The sequence below is a fragment of the Microlunatus ginsengisoli genome, from assembly GCF_039537205.1.
In the GTDB taxonomy this organism is placed as follows: Bacteria; Actinomycetota; Actinomycetes; order Propionibacteriales; family Propionibacteriaceae; genus Microlunatus; species Microlunatus ginsengisoli.
In genome coordinates, this window is sequence record NZ_BAABAB010000004.1 from 35,306 (window position 1) to 55,317 (window position 20,012).

Sequence of the window (20,012 nt, forward strand, 5' to 3'; positions counted from 1 at the left end):
TCATACGACGGTCGGGTGCCGAGCAGGCCGATCGACCCGGTGACCCAGCCGATCTCGTCGGACAACACGTCCTTGCCGAGCAGGGCCTTCGCCACACCGGCGCCGAGGAGGTCGGCGACCTCGCTGACCTCGGCGACGGCGCCGCGGGCGCCCTGGCCGACCAGCATGGCGACCTTCGATCCGGCATTCAACACGTCGGCGGCCCGTTGCAGGTCGGCGGCTGCGGGCTGCGGGACGGCCCAGGTCACATCCAGGCTGGACGGGACCATCTTGAACGCGTGCGCCGGCGGTGTGTAGTCCAGCTCCTGCACGTCCGACGGGATGATCACCGCGGTCACCGTCCGCTGGCTGCCGGCGATCCGGATCGCCCGGTCCAGCACGTTCGGCAGCTGTTCGGGGACGGTCACCATCTCGCAGTACTGGCCGGCGACGTCCTTGTACAGGCTGACCAGGTCGACTTCTTGCTGGTAGGAACCGCCCATCGCCGAGCGGGCCGTCTGGCCGACGATGGCGACCACACCGACATGATCGAGCTTGGCGTCGTACAACCCGTTCAGCAGGTGGATCGCACCCGGGCCGCTGGTCGCGGTGCAGACCGCCACTTTTCCGCTGAACTTGGCGTAGCCGCCGGCCTCGAAGGCGGCCATCTCCTCGTGCCGGGCCTGGACGAACCTCGGCTTGTTCTCCGCCTTCTCCCACGCGGCTAGCAGCCCGTTGATGCCGTCCCCGGCATAGCCGAAGACCTGCTCGACACCCCAGTCCCGCAGACGCTGCAGGACATAGTCGGCGACAGTCATGCTCATGATGGTGGTGTTCCCTTCGTGGTGGTGGTTGACGTGCCGCGCCTCGTCCCGAACGGTCGGCGCGGCCGGCGGCTGATGGCGTGTTCGGGGTAGCGGCCGATCTCGGTCCGGTCCAGGCCGGCGGCCAGCAGCTCGGCGAGGTGGACGGCCCGGCGAGTGGTATCGCCCTGCTCGATCTGGGTACGGCAGCTGAATCCATCGGCCAGGATCACGCTGCGCTGATCGGCGGCCCGCAACCTCGGCAGCAGGACCCGCTCCCCGGCCGCGCGAGACACCTCGTAGTGGCCCTGTTCGAACCCGAAATTCCCGGCCAGTCCGCAGCATCCCGCCTTCAGGTCGGTGCCGTGCACCCCGGCCGCCGCCAACAGCTCCGCGTCGGGCCCATTGCCCATAATGGCGTGCTGATGGCAGTGAGTCTGGACCAGCGCGTTGACGTTCAGCTGCGGCGGTTGCCAGTCCGGCGCCCGCTGCCGGAGCAGTTCGGCCAACGTGACGGTCTGTTTGGACAGGCGGCGCATGTCCTCGTCGCCGCCGAGCAGCTCCGGTCCGTCGGCCCGGAACATGGCGGTACAGGATGGCTCCAGTCCGACGACCGGGGTTCCGGCGCGGATCTCGTCGCGCAGCACCCGGAGCGTGCGCCCCAGGACCCGGCGGGCGATGCCGAGCTGTCCGGTGGAGACCCAGGTCAGGCCGCAGCACACCGGCCGGGTCGGCACCCGGACCTCGAAACCGGCATGGGTCAACACGCGCACCGCGGCCTGGGCGATGCCGGGGTGGAAGTGGTTGGTGAACGTGTCCGGCCACAGCAGCACCGGACCTCGTGTCGCCTGGACCGGCGGCGGTCGGTGGGATCGCCACCAACTGGCGAAGGTCTGGCCGGCGAAGACCGGAAGGTCGCGCTCCGGTGCGATGCCACCCAACCGTTTCAGCCCTGTTGCCACCGGCCCGATCCCGGTGATGAGGTTGACCAGTGGGGCGAGCAGGCTGGCCGGTCGGGTCAGGGCGGGCAGCCAGCCCATCGAGTAGTGAGCCCTGGGCCGCAGCCGGCCCCGGTAGTGGTGGGCGAGGAATTCGGCCTTGTAGGTGGCCATGTCGACGTTGACCGGGCAGTCGGTCTTGCAGCCTTTGCAGGCCAGGCACAGGTCGAGGGCGTCGCGGACCTCGGTGGAGCGCCAGCCGTCGGTGATCACGTCACCGCGGAGCATCTCGAACAGCAGCCGGGCGCGGCCGCGCGTCGAGTGCTCCTCCTCCCGGGTCACCATGTAGGAGGGACACATCACCTGCTCGTCGCTGACCGAGTTGCGGCAGGTGCCGATGCCGACGCAGCGCAGCACGGCCGTGGAGAACCGGCCCTTGTCCTCCGGATAGGAGAAGTAGGTTGACGGTTCGGCGTGGCTGTACGCCGGGCCGAGCCTCAGTTGGCCGTCGAGCGGCTGCGGGGCGACGACCTTGCCCGGGTTCATCCGGTCGTCCGGGTCGAACAGTGTCTTCACGGTGCCAAACAGGGCGACCACATCGGCACCGAACATCTTCGGCAGCAGCTCACCGCGGGCCCGGCCGTCACCGTGTTCGCCGGACAGTGAACCGCCGTAGGAGACGACCAGGTCGGCGGCGCGTTCAATGTAGGCGCGGAAGTGCGCGATCCCGTCTGCGGTACGGAGCTCGAACGGGATCCGGCAGTGGATGCAGCCCTGCCCGAAGTGGCCGTAGAGCGAGGTTTCGTCCTCGGCGTAGCCGAACTCGGTGAGCAGCTCACGCAGGTCACGCAGGTAGTCGCCGAGCCGTTCCGGCGGCACGGCGGAGTCCTCCCAGCCGGGCCAGTTGTCGTGTTGACCGATCGGGTGGGCGGTGGCGCCGAGCCCGGCCTCGCGGACCTCGACCAGCTCGTCCTCCTTGGCCGGGTCGTCGTAGAACTTGACCTGCGGCTCGTGCTCGGTGCCCTCCAGCGCCTCGATCAAGCCCTGGGCCTTGGCATCGGCCTCGTCGGTGTCGGCGCCGGCGAACTGGATCATCAGCCAACCACCGCCCCGCGGCAGTTCCTTGGTCGCTCCGTGCGCCAGCCCGGCCTGCTTCTCGAGTTGGACCAGGACCTGGTCCAGGCCTTCGAGCTGCCACGGTTCGTGCGGCAAAATCGCGGGCACGGCGTCGCCGGCGGCGGCGATGTCGTGGTAGCCGAGCACCACCATGGACTTGGCCTTCGGCACCTCGACCAGGGTCAGTTCGGCCTGCAGGACCGTCACCAAGGTGCCTTCGGAGCCGACCAGGGCGCAGGCCAGGTCGAAGTGATTCTCGGGCAGCAGCGAGTCGAGGTTGTAGCCCGAAACCCTCCGCGGAATTGTCGGGTAGCGGGTCCGGATCAGGGCGAGATGCCGGTCGCGGAGCTCGCGCAACGTCGCGTAGATCTCGGCCCGCCGGCCGCCCGCGGCGACGATCTCGGCGTACTCCTGGTCGCTGGTCGGGCCGACCCACATCCGCAGCCCGTCATAGGTGAGGATCTCGAGCCTGACGAGATTGTCGACGGTCTTGCCGTAGGCCTGGGCGGTCGAGCCGCAGGAGTTGTTGCCGATCATGCCGCCGATCGTGCAGGTGCGGTGAGTGGCCGGTTTCGGTCCGTACATCAGGTCGTGGTCGGCCAGCTGCCGGTTCAGATCGTCCAACGCGATCCCCGGCTCGACCACACACGTCCGGGCCTCGACGTCGACCGACACCAGCCGGTGACAGTACTTGGTCCAGTCGATCACCACCGCCGCGTTGGTGGTCTGCCCGGCCAGGCTGGTCCCGCCGCCACGCGACACCACCGGAACCCCGTACCGGGCACACACCGCGACCGCTGCGACCGCATCGTCGACACTGCTGGGGGCAACAACAGCCAGCGGCGGCTGCCGATAGTTGGAGGAATCCACCGCATAGACAGCCCGGCTGCCGTCGTCGAACCGAACCTCGCCGTCGACGGCCGCCCGCAACGCCTGGGACCACGACGGTGAGAGCTGGACGACTTGCGCGTCGGTGGATGTCACCGGTCACCGTCCTCATGGCGCGGCGGCTGTTCGGGCAGCGAGTGCCTCAGTTGCTCGACCGCGTCGGTTTGCATGTCGGCGTGCTCGACCGCGTCGGCCGGGTTCTTGTGGACGATCTTCGGGTCGCTGCCGAACCACAGCGCATGCGGGTTTCCGGCGGGATGGTCGGATCCGGTCGCGTCCTCCGACGGCCTCAGGCCGGCGGCGGAGTTGCTGAACGGGTCGTCGGGCACCACCCCGTTGCCGACCACGTACAGTCGGCCGCCGGCGATCTCTACCGCGACGGCCTGCATCCACGGACCGGGCGGGCAGGCCAGTCCGGCAGCGGCGAACGCCTCCCGCAGCGCCGGGCCGACGATCTCGACGTCCCGGCCGCCGTACTCCTCGTGGACCTGGTTGATCACGGCCTGTTGCAGGGCGCCGACCACGACCTGCTGCGCTGCTTCCGGGGAACGGTCACTCATCGACCCGTCTCCCTGCCCATTGGGACGCTGCTGTTCCCACCTCAACGATTCCTTTCGCTTCTCCATGTCCGACTACCCAGCTACGACCAGGGGACACCGCTTCGGCTTCCCGGCGCGTCGACCCTCATGGCGGGCCCTGGGCCAGCCGTTGGCTGGCTTCGAGCATCAGGGCGTGGACGAAGACCTGAGGCAGGTTGCCGCGGAGCTGGCGTTGCCGGATGTCGAATTCTTCGGAGAACAGGCCGGGTGTGCCCGCGGCCGTCAGCTGCCGATCGAACGACCGGTACGCGTCGACCCGACGACCGGCGGCCAGTTGGGCGATGCTGAGGGCGAACCCGCACATCGAAAACGCGCCCTCGGCATCGCCGAGCGGGCGCTGGTCGACCGCATAGCGGTAGACGTAGCCGTCGCGGACCAGGTCGCGGCCCACCTTGTCGAGAGTGGCAAGGCTCCGCGGATCGGTGGCCGGCAGAGCGCCCCGCACCGGTGGCAGCAGCAGGGCTGCATCGACCCCGGGCCGGTCGGGTCGCTGCCGCCACGCTCCGTCGGCGCCGAGGCAACGCCGCGAGGTCTCGGCCATGATCTGGTCGGCCAGGGTCGCGGCCCGGGCCGCCTGGTCGTGATCGAGACTGCCGGCGACCGCGCGGAGCCCGGCCACGCACGCGAGTCGGGAATGCGTCCACCAAGCCTGCTCCACCTCCCACACCCCAGCGTCCGGCTGCGGCCAACGCTGCTCGATGAGATCGATCACCTGCTTCGCCGCCGCACGGTCGTCGGTGCTGAGATGATCATGGCGGCCGCTGGTCGCGCACAGCTGGAGGATCTCGCCGAGAGAGTCGAGCTGGAACTGGCCGCGGACCCAGTTGCCGACGACGTCTCGACCGCCTGGATAGCCCGGCAGGTCCAGCGTGGCCTCCCTGGGCGGAAGTCGGCCGTCCAGACGGTACGCCGGCGCCAGTCGGTCGCCGTGCTCGAGCACCCGCGCGGTCGTGTGGGCGACCGCCTCGTCCAGCAGCGGAAGCGGCTGCCGCACCCCGGCGGCGATCCCGACATAGGCCTGGTCGCGGAGCCACACGTACCGGTAGTCGTAGTTCCGCCCGGCCTGGGCCCGCTCGGGCAGGCCCAGGGTGGCGGCGGCGACCGTGCCACCGCCCGGTGCGGTCAGACCACGCATTACCGCGTACGACTGCCGGCTCTCGGTGGGCGCCGCTGTGGCGGCGAAGTCGGGCACCGCGGCCGACCACGCGGCCCCGGTGGCGTGCCAGGCCCGGTCGGGGTCGACCGGTTCGCCCAGCTCGGATTCGGCGATCTCCAGGACGAGATCGTGGTGGCCGTCGGCGGGGACCTCGAGCCGGAGCCGGAGGCAACCGTGCCGGTGCTGCGCTTCCGCGGCGCCAGACCAGCGGGCCCGGATGACGCCCGCGCGCAATGACCAGCGTCCGGTGTCGTCCCGCTCGATCGTCACCTTGCCGGTACGTCCGAAGTCGGGAGCCAGATTTAGCGTCACGTCGACCACGGCCGGCTGATCACCGGCGACAATCCGCCGCAGCAGCACGGCACGTCCCGGCTCGCCGGGATAGGCCAGCGCCTCCCGGCACTCGATCGCGCCGGCGTCGGTCATCCAGCGGCTCCGCCAGATCATCGTGCCCGGTTCGTAGAAGCCACCCCAGACGAAGCGGTCGGCGGGGGTGACCCCGTACGTTCCGGGGCCCCCGATCAACGCCGAGAACACCGCCGCGGAATCCCAGCGGGGGACGCACAGCCACGCGACGTCCCCGCGCGGCCCGAGCAGCGCGCCGCGGTACCCGTCAGCGAGGACGGCGTAGTCCCGCAACGCGTGAGGCGGATAGGCCTCCGCCAGGCCCGTCGGGTCGGGAGCGGTCGCCGGAGGATTCACGAGTTCCTGGCCTCGAGTCGTCGGGCCTGCCGTGTCGCGGCGGCGCCGACCAGGGCGACGCCGGCCGAGACGAGTACGGGTCGGCGGCGACCGGGATCGAGGACCGCGAGCGCCACCATGCTGGCGGCGTGTGTCAGGTCGACGGAGGACCAGAACCGACGAAACCGGCCCGGTGCGATGCCCTCGGCGAGGCCCTGGAGCAGGTGGCGAGTGCCGAGTAAGCGCACGGTGCGTGACTCGCCACGCGACGGCTGCCGGCCCTCGACGACCGCCCACAGCCGGTCGCCGCGGGCCAGCAGCACGGCGCCCCAGACGGCGCCGAGAACTCCGGCGACTCTGACCAGCCGGCCCTGGGTGGTCATCGCCTGCGCGCCAGTCCGAGGACGGCCAGGCCGCCGGCCAGCAACGCACCGGCGGCGGCGAGCTGCGGATAGTGCTGCGCCAGCCACTGCTGCGGACTGTGGGCATGGGCCCGGTCGTCGAACACGCCCCGGGCGCCGAAGTCACGGCCGCCTGGGCCGTCCGCCGGCTCCCACAGGTTCACCGGGTCGCCGTCGATCCTGAGATCGCCGGTCTGCTGGGACGCGAACCCGGTCCGACCCAGATAGCGGTCCAGCACACCGGGGACCAGGGCGTTCGCGGCCAGTGTGGCGACGGTGCTGGCGCCGACCCAGTACTCGCGTCGCCGGGGGTGGTCCGCGGCGTAAAGGATGGCCCGCGCCGCCACCTCCGGCTGGTAGATCGGCGGCACCGGCTGCGGATGCTGCGGAAGCCGCGACAGCACCCAGGAGAACTGCGGCGTGTTCAGCGCCGGCATCTGCACCATCGTCACCCGGATCGGACTCCTCTCATGCAACAGCTCACAGCGCAGCGACTCGTGGAACCCCTGGATCGCGTGCTTGGCGCCGCAGTACGCCGTCTGCAACGGGATCCCCCGATACGCCAGCGCCGAACCAACCTGCACGATCGTCCCCGCGTCGCGCGCGCGCATCCGCTTCAGCACCGACATCGTGGCGTACACATAGCCGAGATAGCTGACCTCGGTCGCCCGCCGGTACTCCGCCGGGGTGATGTCGTCGAACCTGGCGAACACCGAGGTGAACGCCACGTTGACCCAGACCGCGATCGGCCCCAGCTCCTCCTCGATTCGCGCTACCGCCGCCTCGACCCGATCCGGGTCGGCCATGTCGATCGGGATCGTGAGCACCTCGGCGCCCAATTCGCGGACCTCCGCGGCAGCGCCGGCCAGCCCGGCCTCCCCCCGCGCCAGCAGGGCCAGCCGATCACCACGACGCGCAAACTCGCGAGCCGCGGCTCGCCCGATTCCCCCGCTCGCCCCCGTGATCGCGACCACTCGACTCATCCGCCTCACCCTCCCGGTGCCGCCCGCGTGCAACGTAAATTCAAAGCTAGCGTATACGCAATAGTTGCTTATAAGCAATGGTTATGGGATTGTGGGGTTGTGGTTGACAGTTCTGTCGCGGCCGACGTCGACGCCGTCATGCGGGCCGCGCGGGTGATCTCGGCCATCATCGCCGGCTCGGTCGCCCAGACCGACGATGCGGTCACCATGCCGCAGCTACGCGCTTTGGTGCTGGTTGCCACCCGGGCCGAGGTGAACGCGAGCGCCGTGGCCCATTCGCTGTCCATCCACCTGTCCAACGCCAGCAGGCTCTGCGACCGTCTAGTCCAGGCCGGCTGGCTCGACCGACGCCAGTCGAGCGATGATCGGCGCAATCTGGTGCTCAGCCTCACCCCGGCCGGATCGCGCCTACTGGCGTCGGTGATGGATCATCGCCGACGAGCCTTCGCCGCCATCCTGCTCCGGATGCCCACGGCCGGCCGCGCCGCTCTGATCGCCGGACTGAACGAGTTCGCCGACACCGCCGGCGAACCGGACGAACGAGACCTGCTGCTGCCATGACGCATCACGAGCCGCCAGATCAAGCGGCACACCCCACAGCGCTCAAAGAGAGGACCCCATGTCGCTGATCGACCACCTGCTCGACGCGCTCTCGGCGACCGGGCACATGGCCTGGCAGATCGGCTGGTCACTGATCCTGGGATTCACCCTGGCTGCGGCCATCCAGGCGCTGGTGTCGAAGGAGAAGATCGCCGACGTCCTGCCCGACGACTCGCCGAAGACGCTGGCGGCCGCAGCCGGGCTCGGCGCGGCATCGTCGAGCTGTTCATACGCCGCCGTGGCACTGGCCCGGACGCTGGTCGGCAAGGGGGCGAACTTCACGTCGGCGATAATCTTCCAACTCGCCTCGACCAATCTCGTCCTCGAGCTCGGCATCATCCTCGCGCTGCTGATCGGCTGGCAGTTCACCCTCGCCGAGTACGCCGGCGGAGCAGTGATGATCGTCCTGGTCGCCGTCGGTTTCCGACGCCTGGTCTCGGCCCGGGCCGTGTCGACGGCCCGGGACCAGGCCGCCCGCGGACTGTCGGGCTCCATGGAGGGGCACGCCGCGATGGACATGTCGGTATCGGGCGAGAGCGGCTTCGCCCGGCGTCTGCTGAGCTCGGACGGCCGGACCGCGGTCTCACACATCTTCGTCATGGAGTGGGCGGCCATCCTGCGCGACCTTGCGATCGGCCTGCTGATCGCCGGCGCAGCGTCGGCGTGGATCCCCGACTCCTTCTGGCAGTCGATCTTCATCTCCGACCACCCGACGCTGGCCAAGATCGTCGACCCGCTGATCGGGCCCGTGGTGGCCATGCTCACCTTCGTCTGCTCGATCGGCAACGTGCCACTGGCCGCGGTGCTGTGGAACGGCGGGATCAGTTTCGGCGGCGTGATCTCGTTCCTGTTCGCCGACCTGCTGATCATCCCGATCCTGTCGATCTACCGGAAGTACTACGGCAAAGCCATGATGCTGAAGCTGCTCGGCATCTTCTACCTCGCCGCGGTCCTTGCCGGATACGCTGTCGACCTGGCCTTCGGAACGCTCGGACTGGTCCCCACCGGCGAACGACACGCCAACACCGGCGACGCCGCCATCTCCTGGAACTACACCACCATCTTGAACATCATCTTCGGCGCGATCGCCGCCCTGCTGGTGATCCGCTTCCTCCGGACCGGCGGACGCCGGATGCTGACGATGATGGGCGGCGAGGCCGGCCAGCCGCGGCAGCGCGCGGACTAGGTGGCGAGCGAGTCGTCGATCGGTCCAGCTCGCCGAACAGGAAGGAACGTTGTTGTCTCACGCCGTCCGCATCCTTCGCCGTGTCGGGGCGGCGTTCGCCGACACGACCCGCACCCAGCTGTGGCCGATCCCGACCTTCGGGATCGCGCTCGCCCTGGCCGGTGCGGCCGGGCTGACCCAGCTCGACGCCGTCGTCGACCAGCGGCTGCCGGGCTCCTTCACCACCTGGATCTTCGGCGGCGACGCCGATGCGGCCCGCTCGATCCTCAGCTCGTTAGCCACCGCCCTGATCACCGTCACCTCGCTCACCTTCTCTCTCACCGTGGTCACATTGCAGCTGGCCAGCAGCCAGTTCTCCCCGCGCCTGCTGCGAACGTTCACCCGCGACCGGTTCGTTCAGCTCACCCTCGCCCTCTTCCTGGGAACGTTCGTCTTCGCCCTGACCGTGCTGCGAACGGTGCGGGCCGGCGACGACCAGCAGCCCGAGTTCGTTCCGCGGATCGCGGTGACGGTCACATATCTCCTCACCATTGCCAGCGTGATCGGGCTGGTGCTCTTCCTCGCCCACCTCGCCGAGGAGATCCGGGTCGAGACGATGCTGCGAAACGTGCACGCGGAGGCCAGCGAAACCGTCCGGCGGACCCTCGAAGGCTCGGACGCCGATCCAAACGGCCGCGTGGAACCGACAGCGGAAGCTCTCCTGCTGTGCGCGGCACGGTCGGGCTTCCTCACCAGCCTCCGGGTCGAATCACTCATCCGGGTGGCGGCCGAACTGAATCTGATCGTGCTCGTCGACCGGCCGGCCGGGGCATCCGTCGTTGCCGGAACGCCGATCGGATTCGCCTGGTCACCGGCGGGTGCGACGCTCGCCCCAGCCGACCGGGACAGCCTACTGGCCGCGTTTGCGAGCGCGGTGGGTATCGGTTTCGAACGAACGTCCCTGGACGACATCAGCTACGGACTTCGCCAGCTCACCGATGTGGCGACCAAGGCGCTCTCCCCCGGCGTGAACGACCCGACCACGGCCACCCATGCGCTGGGACACAGCTCGGCCCTGTTGTGCACGCTGACCGGTCTGCCGCTCGGTGACGAACGGCTGCGAGACGACGCCGGGACGGTGCGGCTGATCAGACGCCGACCCGACCTTGCCGACCTGCTCGAGCTGGCGGTCGACCAGCCTCGCCGATACGGAGCGGGCGAACCCCAAGTGGTCGAGCGCCTCTACCGTCTCCTGCGTGACGTCGGCTGGTCGACCGGGCGGCGCGACCACCACGACGCAGTGCGGCGTGAGCTCGAGCGACTCCGCACCACCATGGCCGACGCGGACAGCAGCCCGGGACAACGCGAGCGGTACGACCAGCTCGGCCGCGACGTCGAAGCCGCCCTGGAGGGCCGCTGGCCGTTACCCGAGGCAGACAGGCACCGATAACGTCGCAGGTATGTCCCCCGCCGAGACATCCTGGCGCCGGAAGCTTCAGCAAGGGCTGCACGCATCGGTTCGCGGCAATGCCCAGGCGTTCGGCTTCTCCATCACCGTCACCGTCACCTTCGGGGTCCTCTCCCAGCTCGAGCCGAAACCACGCTTGATCGACTTGTTCCTGTTCGCCCTGGCCGGGGTCGCCGCCTTCACCGTCCTCAACATCGTGGTCGTTCTCCGAACCGGCGGCAGGACCACCGACGGCACCGGTGAGCGCGCAACGCTGATCGGGACTGCCACCGACTTCCTTGCGGTCGGCGCCGCGGTCGGCGTGGCGATCGGCACCGGCACGCTCCTGCACAACGGCTGGGCATGGCTGCTGGCCCCGTTCGCCGCCGGCGTCGTCTACGTCTTGGTGCAGTCGATCGAACTGGCCGTGGGTCGCGAGGAAGCCGACGGCCACACACATTCCGGACCGGAGCAGCCGTGATCAGCTCTCAACCCCTCACGCAATCAGTCTGCCATCCAGCGGGCTCGACCACCGGTCCGGGAGCCCGCTCAGGGTTCGACGATGACCGCCGAGCCGACAGCTGTCGCCTGGATACCGTCGGGGGTCGGGGTGACCCTGGTCAGGTCGTGACCGAACGGCAGGCTCCCCAGCGGGACGGTCAGGCTGAGACGCTGTCGCAGCAGCAGCCGGCTGGCGCGGTCCAGGTCACCCGAAGCGGTGTCCATGTGGCGCGGAGTCAACCGTAGGGAGCCGTCCTCGGCGGTCAGTTCCACATCCGCGCTGGCTTGGAGGCTGCGGCCCAACACGTCGACCTTCCCGGTGATCGTGACCAGCCCGTCGTCGGCCGGGGCAACCTCCAGCGGCCGCCCGGTGGCGTCGAAGTAGGCGTTCAGGTCCGGATAGGTGATCGCCACATCTTCCGTCGACTGGCCGACGCCGATCCGCCGGACGTCCTGCACGAGGACGTCGTGGAACGGGACCCGCACGTCGAGCAGCTGGGAGTCGAGGCGGTCGACACGCAACGGGCCGCTGGTGATACCGCGGGTCGTCACGTCGACCTCGTCGTAGGACCCGCGGATGACTTGCGGCAGGAAGAACCGGCCCCGCACCGTCACCTCCGGACGTTCAGCTGCGCCGGCGGCACTCTGGATGTTGCGTTCGAGAAGGGACTCCGCCCCGACCCGGGCGAGACTGTCCGCTCCCCACAGCAGCAGCAGCACACCCGCCACGAGCGCCGCAGCCTGCCAGCCGGTGCGCCAGCGCGCGGCTGCTGTCCGTGGCCGCCGGCCAGTCCTGGATCGAGGCGGATTTGTCCGACTCGTTTGACTCGTCTGATCAGTCATCGGCGCCCACCGTAGTCGGAGGATCGCCGCGATAGGGAACGCGTCGGCTCGGCCAGCCGGCCGACCGGCCGAGCAGGGTGAGCACTGCCGGTGTGAGCAACGGTCGGACGACGAGGGTGTCGATCAGCAGGCCGGCGGTCATGGCGAAGGCTATCTGACGAAAGGTGGCGAGCGGGATGATGGCGACCATGGCGAACGTCGCGGCCAGGATCACTCCGGCGGTGGTGATCGCTCGCGAGCTGCGCGGCACTGCGATCATCAACGCCTCCCGCATCGGGCGGCGGCGTGCTTCCCCCCAGATCGATCCGACCGAGAACACGGTGTAGTCCGCGCCGAGCGCGATCAGCAAGACGGCGGCCGCGAACGGTGCGTAGAAGGTGAGACCTTCCTGACCCAGCAGGTCCTGGAACACGAACGCGGTCAGGCCGAGGGCGGCGGCGACGCTCAGCGCGCTACAGGCCAGCAACGCTAGCGGAGCCAGCACCGCCCGCAGATAGAGGATCAAGATCACCAGCTCGATCAGCAGGGCGACCAGCACGGTCACCTGAAGGCTACGACGGGTCAGCTCAACCACCTCGGATGCGATCAAGGTCTGACCGGTCAGCGAAACGCGGGCGTCGGGAAGCCCGGCCTCCGCGACAAGAGCGGTGGCGTGAGCTTGGAGCTGCCGCGCCTGGCTGATAGCGGTCGCGCCCAACGGGTCGGTGCCGTAGACGATGATGTAACGGGCGGCGTCCCCGCTTTGGGCCAGCACCAGGCCTTCGGCCTTGGTGGTGGGCAGGTCGGCCGGACCGAACACCTTGGTGATGCCGGGCTGGCGGCTGATGTCAGTCTGAAGCCGAGCCAGCGCTGCTCGATGGGCGGCGATGCCGGGTTGTTCGACCAGGATCTCGGTCGGGGCGGAGATCCCGCGCAGACCGGACAGGCTGAGCAGGTCCGCTCCTTCGGCCACCGCGTCGTCTCGCGGCAGTGCGGCGGTGAAGGACAGGTCGAGACGTGCATGCGTCAGCGGCCAGGCGGCCAGGCCGAGGAGCAGCACGACGCCGACGGCGGCGACCGCGGCCGGGCGACGCCGGGTCAGCAACCGGATCGCCCGGCCCGACCGCGACCGGCGGCCCTCCACGGCGAGCCCTCCGGGCGCCGGCGATCCGCGCACCGGGAGCACGGTGAACAGCCGCCAGCCCAGGATCGTCATCACGGCCGGCGTGAGTGTCAGGCAGATGGCCAGGCCGACCAGCACGGTCAACGCGAGTGCCGGCCCGAGGCCACGGAAGATCCCGAACGGGGCGGCGAGCAGCGCGATCGTCCCACCCGCCACGGTCAGGCCGGCGACGGCGACGACCTTTGAATCCCGGGCCAGGGCGTGCTGTGCCGATTCGATCTTGGTGTGACCGTGCACGAGTTCGTCCCGGAAGGCGGAAAAGAACAGAACGCAGTAGTCGGTGACCACTCCGAGCAGCAGGGCGACCAGCACCGGCTCCAACTGGGACGGCACCTCGAACCCCAACGCGCCGGCCAGGGTGGTCAACAACGGGAAGTAGACCAGGTACCCGATCGCGGCGATCCCCACGACCGCGAGCGGCGCCAGCAGCGACCGGAACGCCAGCGCCACGACAACGATGATCAAGATCACGCTGGCGATCTCGAACAGATGCAGCCGGGCGTCCAGATAGCCACCTTGGGCAATCTGGGCGGGCACGAACCCGGTCACGTAGGCGCTCGCGGACGGCTGGTTGTTGAAGTGTGCCGCGTACTGGTTGGCCAGCAGCACCGTTCCCCACAGCCCGGTGCCGGGCGACACGTAGAGGTAGGTGACGGCAAGATCGTGGCGGCTGGTCGGCACCGGGATGGCCGCGATCAGCCGATCCGGAGGGATCGGTCGGTCGGCCTTCAACGCGTCCTGCGTTGTGGCCAACGCCCACAGGGTTGCGTCGGCCCTGGTCAGCAGGCTCAGCCCGCCCGGCTGATGCAGCACCACCGTTGTCCCGGACAGCACCGGCACCCGGAAGGTGTCGAGGATGTGCTCCTCGACCTGCAACACCGGGGCATCGGACGGCAACAGATCACCGAAGTCGCTGCCCGAACCGGCGTTAGACGGGACGGCCAGCGTGACCACGGTTGCCGCCGCGACCCAGCCCGCCACGACGACCCACCGGCCCATCGTCACCGCCGCGCGGTAGACCCCGCCGAGCACAGTCCAGATCCGCGAGACCCGGCCGACCACCGAGGAAGCGTTCACCGGGCTCGCTCCCTTCGATCGGACCGTCGAGTCTCGGGCTGGATACCCCGACCTAGCATGGGGAATCACGCGTGCCAGTTCATCCTAGGAGGCAGCGATGCCCGGCTCCGATGCCGCGGGTCCCGACGACGATCAACCAGCGGCCGAGGTGGCGGAATCGTCGACCGAGTCCGCGTCACGCTGGTGGGTCGCGGCGGTCACCTTCGTGGCGGGTGTGGTGACCGGCGTGCTCGCCGTCGGACTGCTCAGCTGGGGCAAGCCGGACTTCGTGACCGCCGTGGAGAACGTACCCTCGACGGGAACGACCGCACGCGTCCCGACCGGCATCGAGACCACCGGTGTCACCGGAACGGTTGAGGTGAATGTCGCTTGCCTGCGGGTGATCAACGAGGCGCAGGACATCTACACGATCTTGACCGGGGCCGATCAAGCTGTTCAAGACGTCGACCTGCAACAGCTCGACGACATCGTCCGGCGGCTGCAACCGATCGAACCGCGGCTCGAACGTGACCTGGTGGATTGTCGAGTTGCCGGCAATGTCGACACTGGGGCGTCCGGTGCAGCGCCGTCGCCGGTCATCCCGACCGCCGGTTCTGCTGGACCGGCGACCCCGACCGCCACCTCGACCCGCTGACAGGCCCCACCGGAGCAGGGTCGCCGGACGTGACCGGCCGCACGCCGTCGTCCGATCCTCGTCCTTCACCACACCGCGGTGTACGTTGTCGTGAGTCGGGCCTATCGAGGAGACGTTTCCTGATGCCACTGCACCCCATCCACAGCACAGGAGCGGCGGCGGCTGCGACAGCGGCCGTGCTTTGCGCGACCGCGGTCCTCTCCGGGTGCGGTGGCCAGCCGCAACCCAGTCCGAGCAGCGCGCCTCCGTCGACATCGGCGCCGAGCCCGACCCCGACGGCGCTGACCGCCGCATGCGCCGACATCGAAAACCTCAAAGCATCTGTCGAGACGCTGAGGCAGGTGAGTCCCGCCACCGACGGCGCAGCGGCTCTGACCGCCGCCATCGCCGACGTCCAGGCCAAGCTCGCCGCCGCGGAAAAGTCAGCCGCCGCGTCACCAACGCTCCAACCCTCCCTGGCGCAGGTCCGTCAGGCCGTGAACGAACTCCAAGACAGTGCCAGCGGCGTGACCACGGGCAATGTCGCGCAGAAGGCGCCGGCGATCGTGGCGGCAACCCGCAAGGTGGCCACCGCGATGTCCGAGCTGTCCGCGGTCGTCGACCAGGTCTGCTCCTGATCTCAGAAGAGCGCCGAGCAATCAACGGCCCTGGCCGGCGGAGCGCGGCACCCAGCGCCTCACAGGCAGCTGTAGTTGTGGTCGAGATCGTCCTCGATGTACTGGATCATCGTGACCGGTCCCCCCGTCAAACCAGCGTCGGATGTGCAACGGGTTGAGGCATCCTGCTGGTCGGCTGCGCCCGCCAGCCAGCTCGGTAACCCGATCAGGTTCCGACCGACCGCGGACCCGGACGGATCGACGTCGCGCACCGTGGTTCCGACGATCTGAGACCATTGATAGCTGGTGGAGTAGATGCCGACGCTGGCGCCTTCGGCGAGATAGAACTGCGTCATCCCTTCCAGCGTTGCTGTGTTCCTCGCGTCCGCGTCCGCGTCGCCGTGCTGCCAGGAGTTCATCGTCTCCACGTCCAGCCACCAGCGGTAGTCGGCAGCGTTGTCGCTGACACCTGCTTGCCGTGCTGCCGGTCCAAGGCGCTGATCGACGGACTCGACCGCACGGTTCCAGCCGTACTGCCACGAGCAGGCGAGATCATTGCTCAGGCCGCGCACGGTTTGTGTCGAGATCGTGCATCTGCCGTACGGGTTGCGGCGTGACTCGTCGGCGGGACCGTAGGAGTTCTCTCCGCGGCCGTCCAGATTGTCGATCGGCCAGGTGGTGACGTTGTACAGCTCCAGTACGTCACCAGGATTTCCCGTGTTGATGTAGAGCTGGACGGCCGGCTGATGCGGGTTCGCCGCAGTGGTGGCGGTGAAGGCCCAGGCGAGTTGGTCGGCCAGGCACGGGTTCGTGTTGGCCGCCGTGCCCCCGTTGACACCCACGATGGCGTAAGCCGTGCCGGCCGGCAGTATCCGGCCGCACTGTGGCCAGGACACGTCGAGGCCGGTTCGCGGACCAAGGTCGCCACCGCCCTGTTCCGCCCGAGCCGTGCTCACTTCGAAGCCGAGCATCAGCAGAACCGCCACGAGGAGCAGAATGGGCACTCGAATTGCCCGAGAGAACATCTTTTTGACGCTACCACACCCGTATCCACGTTCAACTCTGCTTGCGCTTCCCGGCCGTGCGGCCGAACTCCGGTTCACGCCATGCAGGGAGCGTGACCCTCCTCGTTGATAACGGAAAGGTCACAACAGTCCGCAACGTTTGCATAGTGGCAACTACTGCAGAAGAGTGGAATGGATCGCCGCAAGGCTTCCGGGCCTCACTTCCCGGCTCCGGACTCCATATCAACCGAGCGAACAGGAGACAGCTGAGATGAGCACTGCAACGATTCTCTGGATCCTCGCCGCGATCGTCGTGATCGCGATCGTCGTGACCTTGCTTGCCGTGCGGGCACGGCGGCGGCGTGTGCAGTCAGCCCAACGCATCGGGCTTCCCGATCTCGGCGCCCTGTCCACCGAGGGCCTCGACAAACAGCACACCGGCGGCTCGGCCAGCCGGCAGCCGGAGCAGTAACGCCGCTCGACCGAGCCCCGTCGCGGTGTTGTGGCCCTCCGCCTGCGGACCCTGCAGAGTGCAAAGTGGCTCCGCTCGGGGTCACCGAAGGGCCGTTGTCGTGCAAGATCGTCGTGTGGTGGCCTCGGTGTTTCCCGGACGACAGCCGCATCTTTGGTGCGATCGGGATTCGCCAGGCTGGCCATCACGACTCCTCCGCACCGGTTTCGGCGATCACCCCGTCTGGAGGACGTGATGTCGTGAATGGCCTCGAGATGGCTACCGCCGAGCGGACCGAGCTCGCCGATTTGTTGGCGACGCTGACGCCCGCGCAGTGGGAGGTGCCGTCGCTTTGTGTTGGCTGGCGGGTACGTGACGTGGTCGCTCACGTAATGAGCTTCGACGGCGTCACTCCCCGTGCAATGCTTCGCCGCGTCATCCGCGGCCGGATCGTCCACGCCAACCAGGTCGCCGTTGACGAACTCGCATCGCTCACTACCGAACAGCTCCTTCACAAGCTCCGCACCCATCTGCGGCCACAGGGACTGGCCACAACCTTCGGGGGGCGGCTCGCTCTGCTCGATGTCACCATCCATCACCAAGACATTCGCCGCCCGCTCGGTATGCCGCGCCAGATCCCGGCCGAACGGCTGCGTTGGGTGCTACCCGACAGCGTTCGTAGCCCTGAGCTGCCGGGCTGGCGACTCGCCGAGGTGTGCGCCTGGCGCCAACCGATCTGGACTGGAGGCACGGCTCGGGACCGGAGATCACGGGACCGGCAGAAGCCCTGCTGATGGCGATCACCGGTCGGGCAAGTGCCATCGGCGAGCTGACCGGCCCCGGGCAGCCCGTGCTGGCCCGCCGGCTCACCCGCCGACCGCACCGGCGCACCATCCCAGAGCACGGCCAGGATCGCTAACGCCGATTCTCGCGCAGCGGATTCGACCCCAGTTTGGTCATCGGTATTCGTAGCGGAGTCGGCGTCCGCCCCACCAGGGGACTTCGGTGGTTGGTAGATCGGCTTGGCGGAGGATGGGTGAGTAGGCGCGCCGGTCGAGTCGGACGACGGTTTCGTCTTGGTGGTTGAGGATCTCGCCGCCGGTGCTGAGGAAGCGGCGCTGCAGGGTGTCGGGGGTGGCGGTGTGGTAGCCGGGTAGCCGGCGGCGGAGAGCGGCGCAGACGGTGTGGGCGAGCACGGACAACACGACGTCGAGGTCGACGTTGAGGGCGACGGCTCCGGCAAGGGCGTCGAGGCCGAAGGAGCGGATCGCCTCGGCGAGGCGCTGCTCGATGTTCATCCGTCGGGCGTAGCTCTCGATGATCTTCTTGGCCGGGCTGGTGAGGTCGTTGGTGATCAAGAGGGTGGGTTCGTCGTGGCCCAGTCCGGTGACGGCGATTTGTCGCAGCGTGCCGGGGTAGCTGCTGAGCGTCGCGGCCGGGTCGTCGATGACCTGGACCCGGCGGGTCTTGCCGCCGGCGCGGGCGATGCTCATCGCGGTCCAGGCGCTGGTGGGCAGGGCGTGCAGGGCGGCGGTGAGTCTGGGGGTGCGGGCCCGCAGGGTGATGAATCCGATGCCTCGGTCGGTGAGCTCGCCGAGGTGGTGTTGGGTGGTGACCTTGCTGTCGAAGATCAGCAGTCTCGGGTCGCGGCCGGTGACGGTGTGCCAGTGGTCGGCGAAGGCGAGGACTTCGTTGTTCTGGGTGGCCTTGGCCAGGTCGGCGTTGGCGTAGAGCAGGGTATGGGAGTCGGCGTCCTCGGCGAAGAAGGTCAACACGCTGCGGGTGCGTTGGGACCTTCGAGGCACGTAGTGCTTTTCCAGCGCCGGGTCGCCTCCCCAGTGCATGACGGCGTGGAAGTCCAGGTTGATCGTCTCGCCGGTGGCGAGCCCGGCGGTCAGGGTGGCCTTGTCCAAGGCGGTGAGGAACGCGGCCTGCTTGGCGTGGTCGAGCCGGTAGGAGTAGGTGGTCAACGCGGTGGCCTTGGGCAGCGAGGTCAGGCCCGCGAACAGTGCCGCACCGGGGTCGGTGGCCAGTTCCTCGACGTGGGAGACCCGGCGGGTGCCGGTGAGCTTGAGCGCCAGCAGCGCCAGCATCGAGCTGACCGCCGGGATGACGGTGGTGCCGGGGTAGCCGGCCGCTGTGACCAGGCCGGGCAGGTCCAAGGCGACCAGGTCCGGGATGGTCAGCAGCAGCCCGGCCAGTTTCGTGTCGAGCCGCTGCGGCCATTGGGTGAAGTCGAGCACCCCGCTCCGCGGCTGGATGTCGCGCCGCGGCAGTCCACGCTCGGCGTGCGGGCGGGGCCACAGCCGCGGGAAGCCTTCCTCGGCGAGCACCTCCGCCACCCCGGTTCGGTTCAGCGGGAGGCCCTCGGCGGCCAGCACCTCGGCGATCTCGTAGGCCGACCGGCCGGCCCGCCGCAGCTCGATGATCCGGCCGCGGGCGGCCTCTTTGGCCGGTGCGCTCTTGGGGCCGGGTTTGGTGTCGGTGAAGAAGTCTCGCCGACCGGCCCGGAAGTCCCGCGCCATCGACGCCACGCTGGCTGCGGTGTAGCCGAACCGGCCGGCCACCTCCGCTGCCGTGGCGCCCTCCAGCAGGTAGGCCCGCAACGCTTCGTACCGGCGCTGGTCGGCAGTGTCGGGTGCAGCGAAGAACTCAGCACCCGGCCGCGCCGAGGATGGGAGTGATATCGCTGTCTGTTCGATGCGCCCACTACAGCAGCCCATTGTGCGACCGTCAACGTAGACGCGCCGGGGACCGGGCCGAGGGAACAGTATCCATGTATTTCTTAGCCGTTTACGGCACCGAGCGGGTCCGTTCGACGGCTGGCCGCTCGCTACGTGAACAGCGCCACGGACATACCAGACAGCGGGACCGGCCCCACTATCCCGGTCACGCGCCGGCGCCGGACCCAGGAAACCCTTACAGCACAGACGAAGCCATGCCTCCGTCGGTCACCGACCACCGCCCACGCCCACCGAACCGTCCGGC

General features: G+C 69.0%; 19 protein-coding genes. 9 read left to right on the forward strand and 10 right to left on the reverse strand.

Annotated features, from left to right (window positions below; translation table 11 throughout):
• The 6 genes from ABD747_RS02155 to ABD747_RS02180 all read right to left on the reverse strand — a co-directional run.
• A partial coding sequence (locus ABD747_RS02155; protein ID WP_344801437.1) for a thiamine pyrophosphate-binding protein occupies nucleotides 1-797 on the reverse strand: 797 nt, incomplete at its 3' end.
• Nucleotides 798-799: 2 nt separating this feature from the next.
• The gene (locus ABD747_RS02160; protein ID WP_344801438.1) at nucleotides 800-3,820 is read right to left on the reverse strand and encodes an FAD-binding and (Fe-S)-binding domain-containing protein; all 3,021 of its coding nucleotides are present in this window, start codon (nucleotides 3,818-3,820) and stop codon (nucleotides 800-802) included.
• A complete protein-coding gene (locus tag ABD747_RS02165) occupies nucleotides 3,817-4,284 on the reverse strand; it encodes a hypothetical protein (protein WP_344801439.1) in 468 nt (155 codons plus the stop codon). Before ABD747_RS02165 ends, ABD747_RS02160 begins: the two co-directional genes overlap by 4 nt.
• Before the next feature lie 124 nt (nucleotides 4,285-4,408).
• On the reverse strand, nucleotides 4,409-6,181 hold the full coding sequence (locus ABD747_RS02170; RefSeq protein ID WP_344801440.1) for a glycoside hydrolase family 15 protein: 1,773 nt from the start codon (nucleotides 6,179-6,181) through the stop codon (nucleotides 4,409-4,411).
• Nucleotides 6,178-6,543 carry a hypothetical protein gene (locus ABD747_RS02175; RefSeq protein WP_344801441.1) on the reverse strand — a complete coding sequence of 122 codons (366 nt, stop codon included), beginning with the start codon at nucleotides 6,541-6,543 and terminating at the stop codon, nucleotides 6,178-6,180. The genes ABD747_RS02170 and ABD747_RS02175 overlap by 4 nt, the downstream gene beginning before the upstream one ends.
• Complete coding sequence (locus ABD747_RS02180) at nucleotides 6,540-7,544, reverse strand: SDR family oxidoreductase (RefSeq protein ID WP_344801442.1); 1,005 nt, start codon at nucleotides 7,542-7,544, stop codon at nucleotides 6,540-6,542. The genes ABD747_RS02175 and ABD747_RS02180 overlap by 4 nt, the downstream gene beginning before the upstream one ends.
• A 99-nt stretch (nucleotides 7,545-7,643) precedes the next feature.
• On the opposite strand from ABD747_RS02180, the gene ABD747_RS02185 reads away from it, so the two are divergent.
• The 4 genes from ABD747_RS02185 to ABD747_RS02200 are packed head-to-tail and all read left to right on the forward strand — an operon-like array spanning nucleotide 7,644 to nucleotide 11,237.
• Complete coding sequence (locus ABD747_RS02185) at nucleotides 7,644-8,105, forward strand: MarR family winged helix-turn-helix transcriptional regulator (RefSeq protein ID WP_344801443.1); 462 nt, start codon at nucleotides 7,644-7,646, stop codon at nucleotides 8,103-8,105.
• Nucleotides 8,106-8,163: 58 nt separating this feature from the next.
• Nucleotides 8,164-9,330: a permease gene (locus ABD747_RS02190; protein WP_344801444.1), complete on the forward strand. Its 1,167-nt coding sequence runs from the start codon at nucleotides 8,164-8,166 to the stop codon at nucleotides 9,328-9,330.
• 52 nt (nucleotides 9,331-9,382) lie between these two features.
• Nucleotides 9,383-10,759 (forward strand): DUF2254 domain-containing protein, encoded by a 1,377-nt coding sequence (locus tag ABD747_RS02195; RefSeq protein WP_344801445.1) that lies wholly within the window; start codon nucleotides 9,383-9,385, stop codon nucleotides 10,757-10,759.
• Between the two features lie 10 nt (nucleotides 10,760-10,769).
• A complete protein-coding gene (locus ABD747_RS02200; RefSeq protein ID WP_344801446.1) occupies nucleotides 10,770-11,237 on the forward strand; it encodes a hypothetical protein in 468 nt (155 codons plus the stop codon).
• 68 nt (nucleotides 11,238-11,305) lie between these two features.
• On the opposite strand, the gene ABD747_RS02205 is transcribed toward ABD747_RS02200, so the two are convergent.
• Nucleotides 11,306-11,986: an LmeA family phospholipid-binding protein gene (locus ABD747_RS02205; protein ID WP_344801447.1), complete on the reverse strand. Its 681-nt coding sequence runs from the start codon at nucleotides 11,984-11,986 to the stop codon at nucleotides 11,306-11,308.
• 106 nt (nucleotides 11,987-12,092) lie between these two features.
• Complete coding sequence (locus tag ABD747_RS02210; protein WP_344801448.1) at nucleotides 12,093-14,339, reverse strand: MMPL family transporter; 2,247 nt, start codon at nucleotides 14,337-14,339, stop codon at nucleotides 12,093-12,095.
• Nucleotides 14,340-14,436: 97 nt separating this feature from the next.
• On the opposite strand from ABD747_RS02210, the gene ABD747_RS02215 reads away from it, so the two are divergent.
• Both ABD747_RS02215 and ABD747_RS02220 read left to right on the forward strand, forming a co-directional pair.
• Nucleotides 14,437-14,973, forward strand: a complete 537-nt coding sequence (locus ABD747_RS02215; protein WP_344801449.1) for a hypothetical protein — start codon at nucleotides 14,437-14,439, stop codon at nucleotides 14,971-14,973.
• Nucleotides 14,974-15,314: 341 nt separating this feature from the next.
• Nucleotides 15,315-15,590 (forward strand): hypothetical protein, encoded by a 276-nt coding sequence (locus ABD747_RS02220; protein WP_344801450.1) that lies wholly within the window; start codon nucleotides 15,315-15,317, stop codon nucleotides 15,588-15,590.
• Between the two features lie 59 nt (nucleotides 15,591-15,649).
• Here the strand turns inward: ABD747_RS02220 and ABD747_RS02225 are convergent, their stop codons facing one another.
• Complete coding sequence (locus tag ABD747_RS02225; protein WP_344801451.1) at nucleotides 15,650-16,672, reverse strand: glycoside hydrolase family 25 domain-containing protein; 1,023 nt, start codon at nucleotides 16,670-16,672, stop codon at nucleotides 15,650-15,652.
• A gap of 172 nt (nucleotides 16,673-16,844) precedes the next feature.
• Here ABD747_RS02225 and ABD747_RS02230 point away from each other — a divergent pair, with 172 nt between their 5' ends.
• The 3 genes from ABD747_RS02230 (at nucleotide 16,845) to ABD747_RS02240 (ending at nucleotide 17,943) form a co-directional block, all read left to right on the forward strand.
• Nucleotides 16,845-17,045: a hypothetical protein gene (locus ABD747_RS02230; protein WP_344801452.1), complete on the forward strand. Its 201-nt coding sequence runs from the start codon at nucleotides 16,845-16,847 to the stop codon at nucleotides 17,043-17,045.
• Nucleotides 17,046-17,110: 65 nt separating this feature from the next.
• Nucleotides 17,111-17,818 (forward strand): maleylpyruvate isomerase family mycothiol-dependent enzyme, encoded by a 708-nt coding sequence (locus ABD747_RS02235; protein ID WP_344801453.1) that lies wholly within the window; start codon nucleotides 17,111-17,113, stop codon nucleotides 17,816-17,818.
• Nucleotides 17,818-17,943 carry a hypothetical protein gene (locus ABD747_RS02240; protein ID WP_344801454.1) on the forward strand — a complete coding sequence of 42 codons (126 nt, stop codon included), beginning with the start codon at nucleotides 17,818-17,820 and terminating at the stop codon, nucleotides 17,941-17,943. The genes ABD747_RS02235 and ABD747_RS02240 overlap by 1 nt, the downstream gene beginning before the upstream one ends.
• 37 nt (nucleotides 17,944-17,980) lie before the next feature.
• On the opposite strand, the gene ABD747_RS02245 is transcribed toward ABD747_RS02240, so the two are convergent.
• Nucleotides 17,981-19,630 carry a hypothetical protein gene (locus ABD747_RS02245; protein WP_344801455.1) on the reverse strand — a complete coding sequence of 550 codons (1,650 nt, stop codon included), beginning with the start codon at nucleotides 19,628-19,630 and terminating at the stop codon, nucleotides 17,981-17,983.
• Between the last annotated feature and the right edge of the window lie 382 nt (nucleotides 19,631-20,012).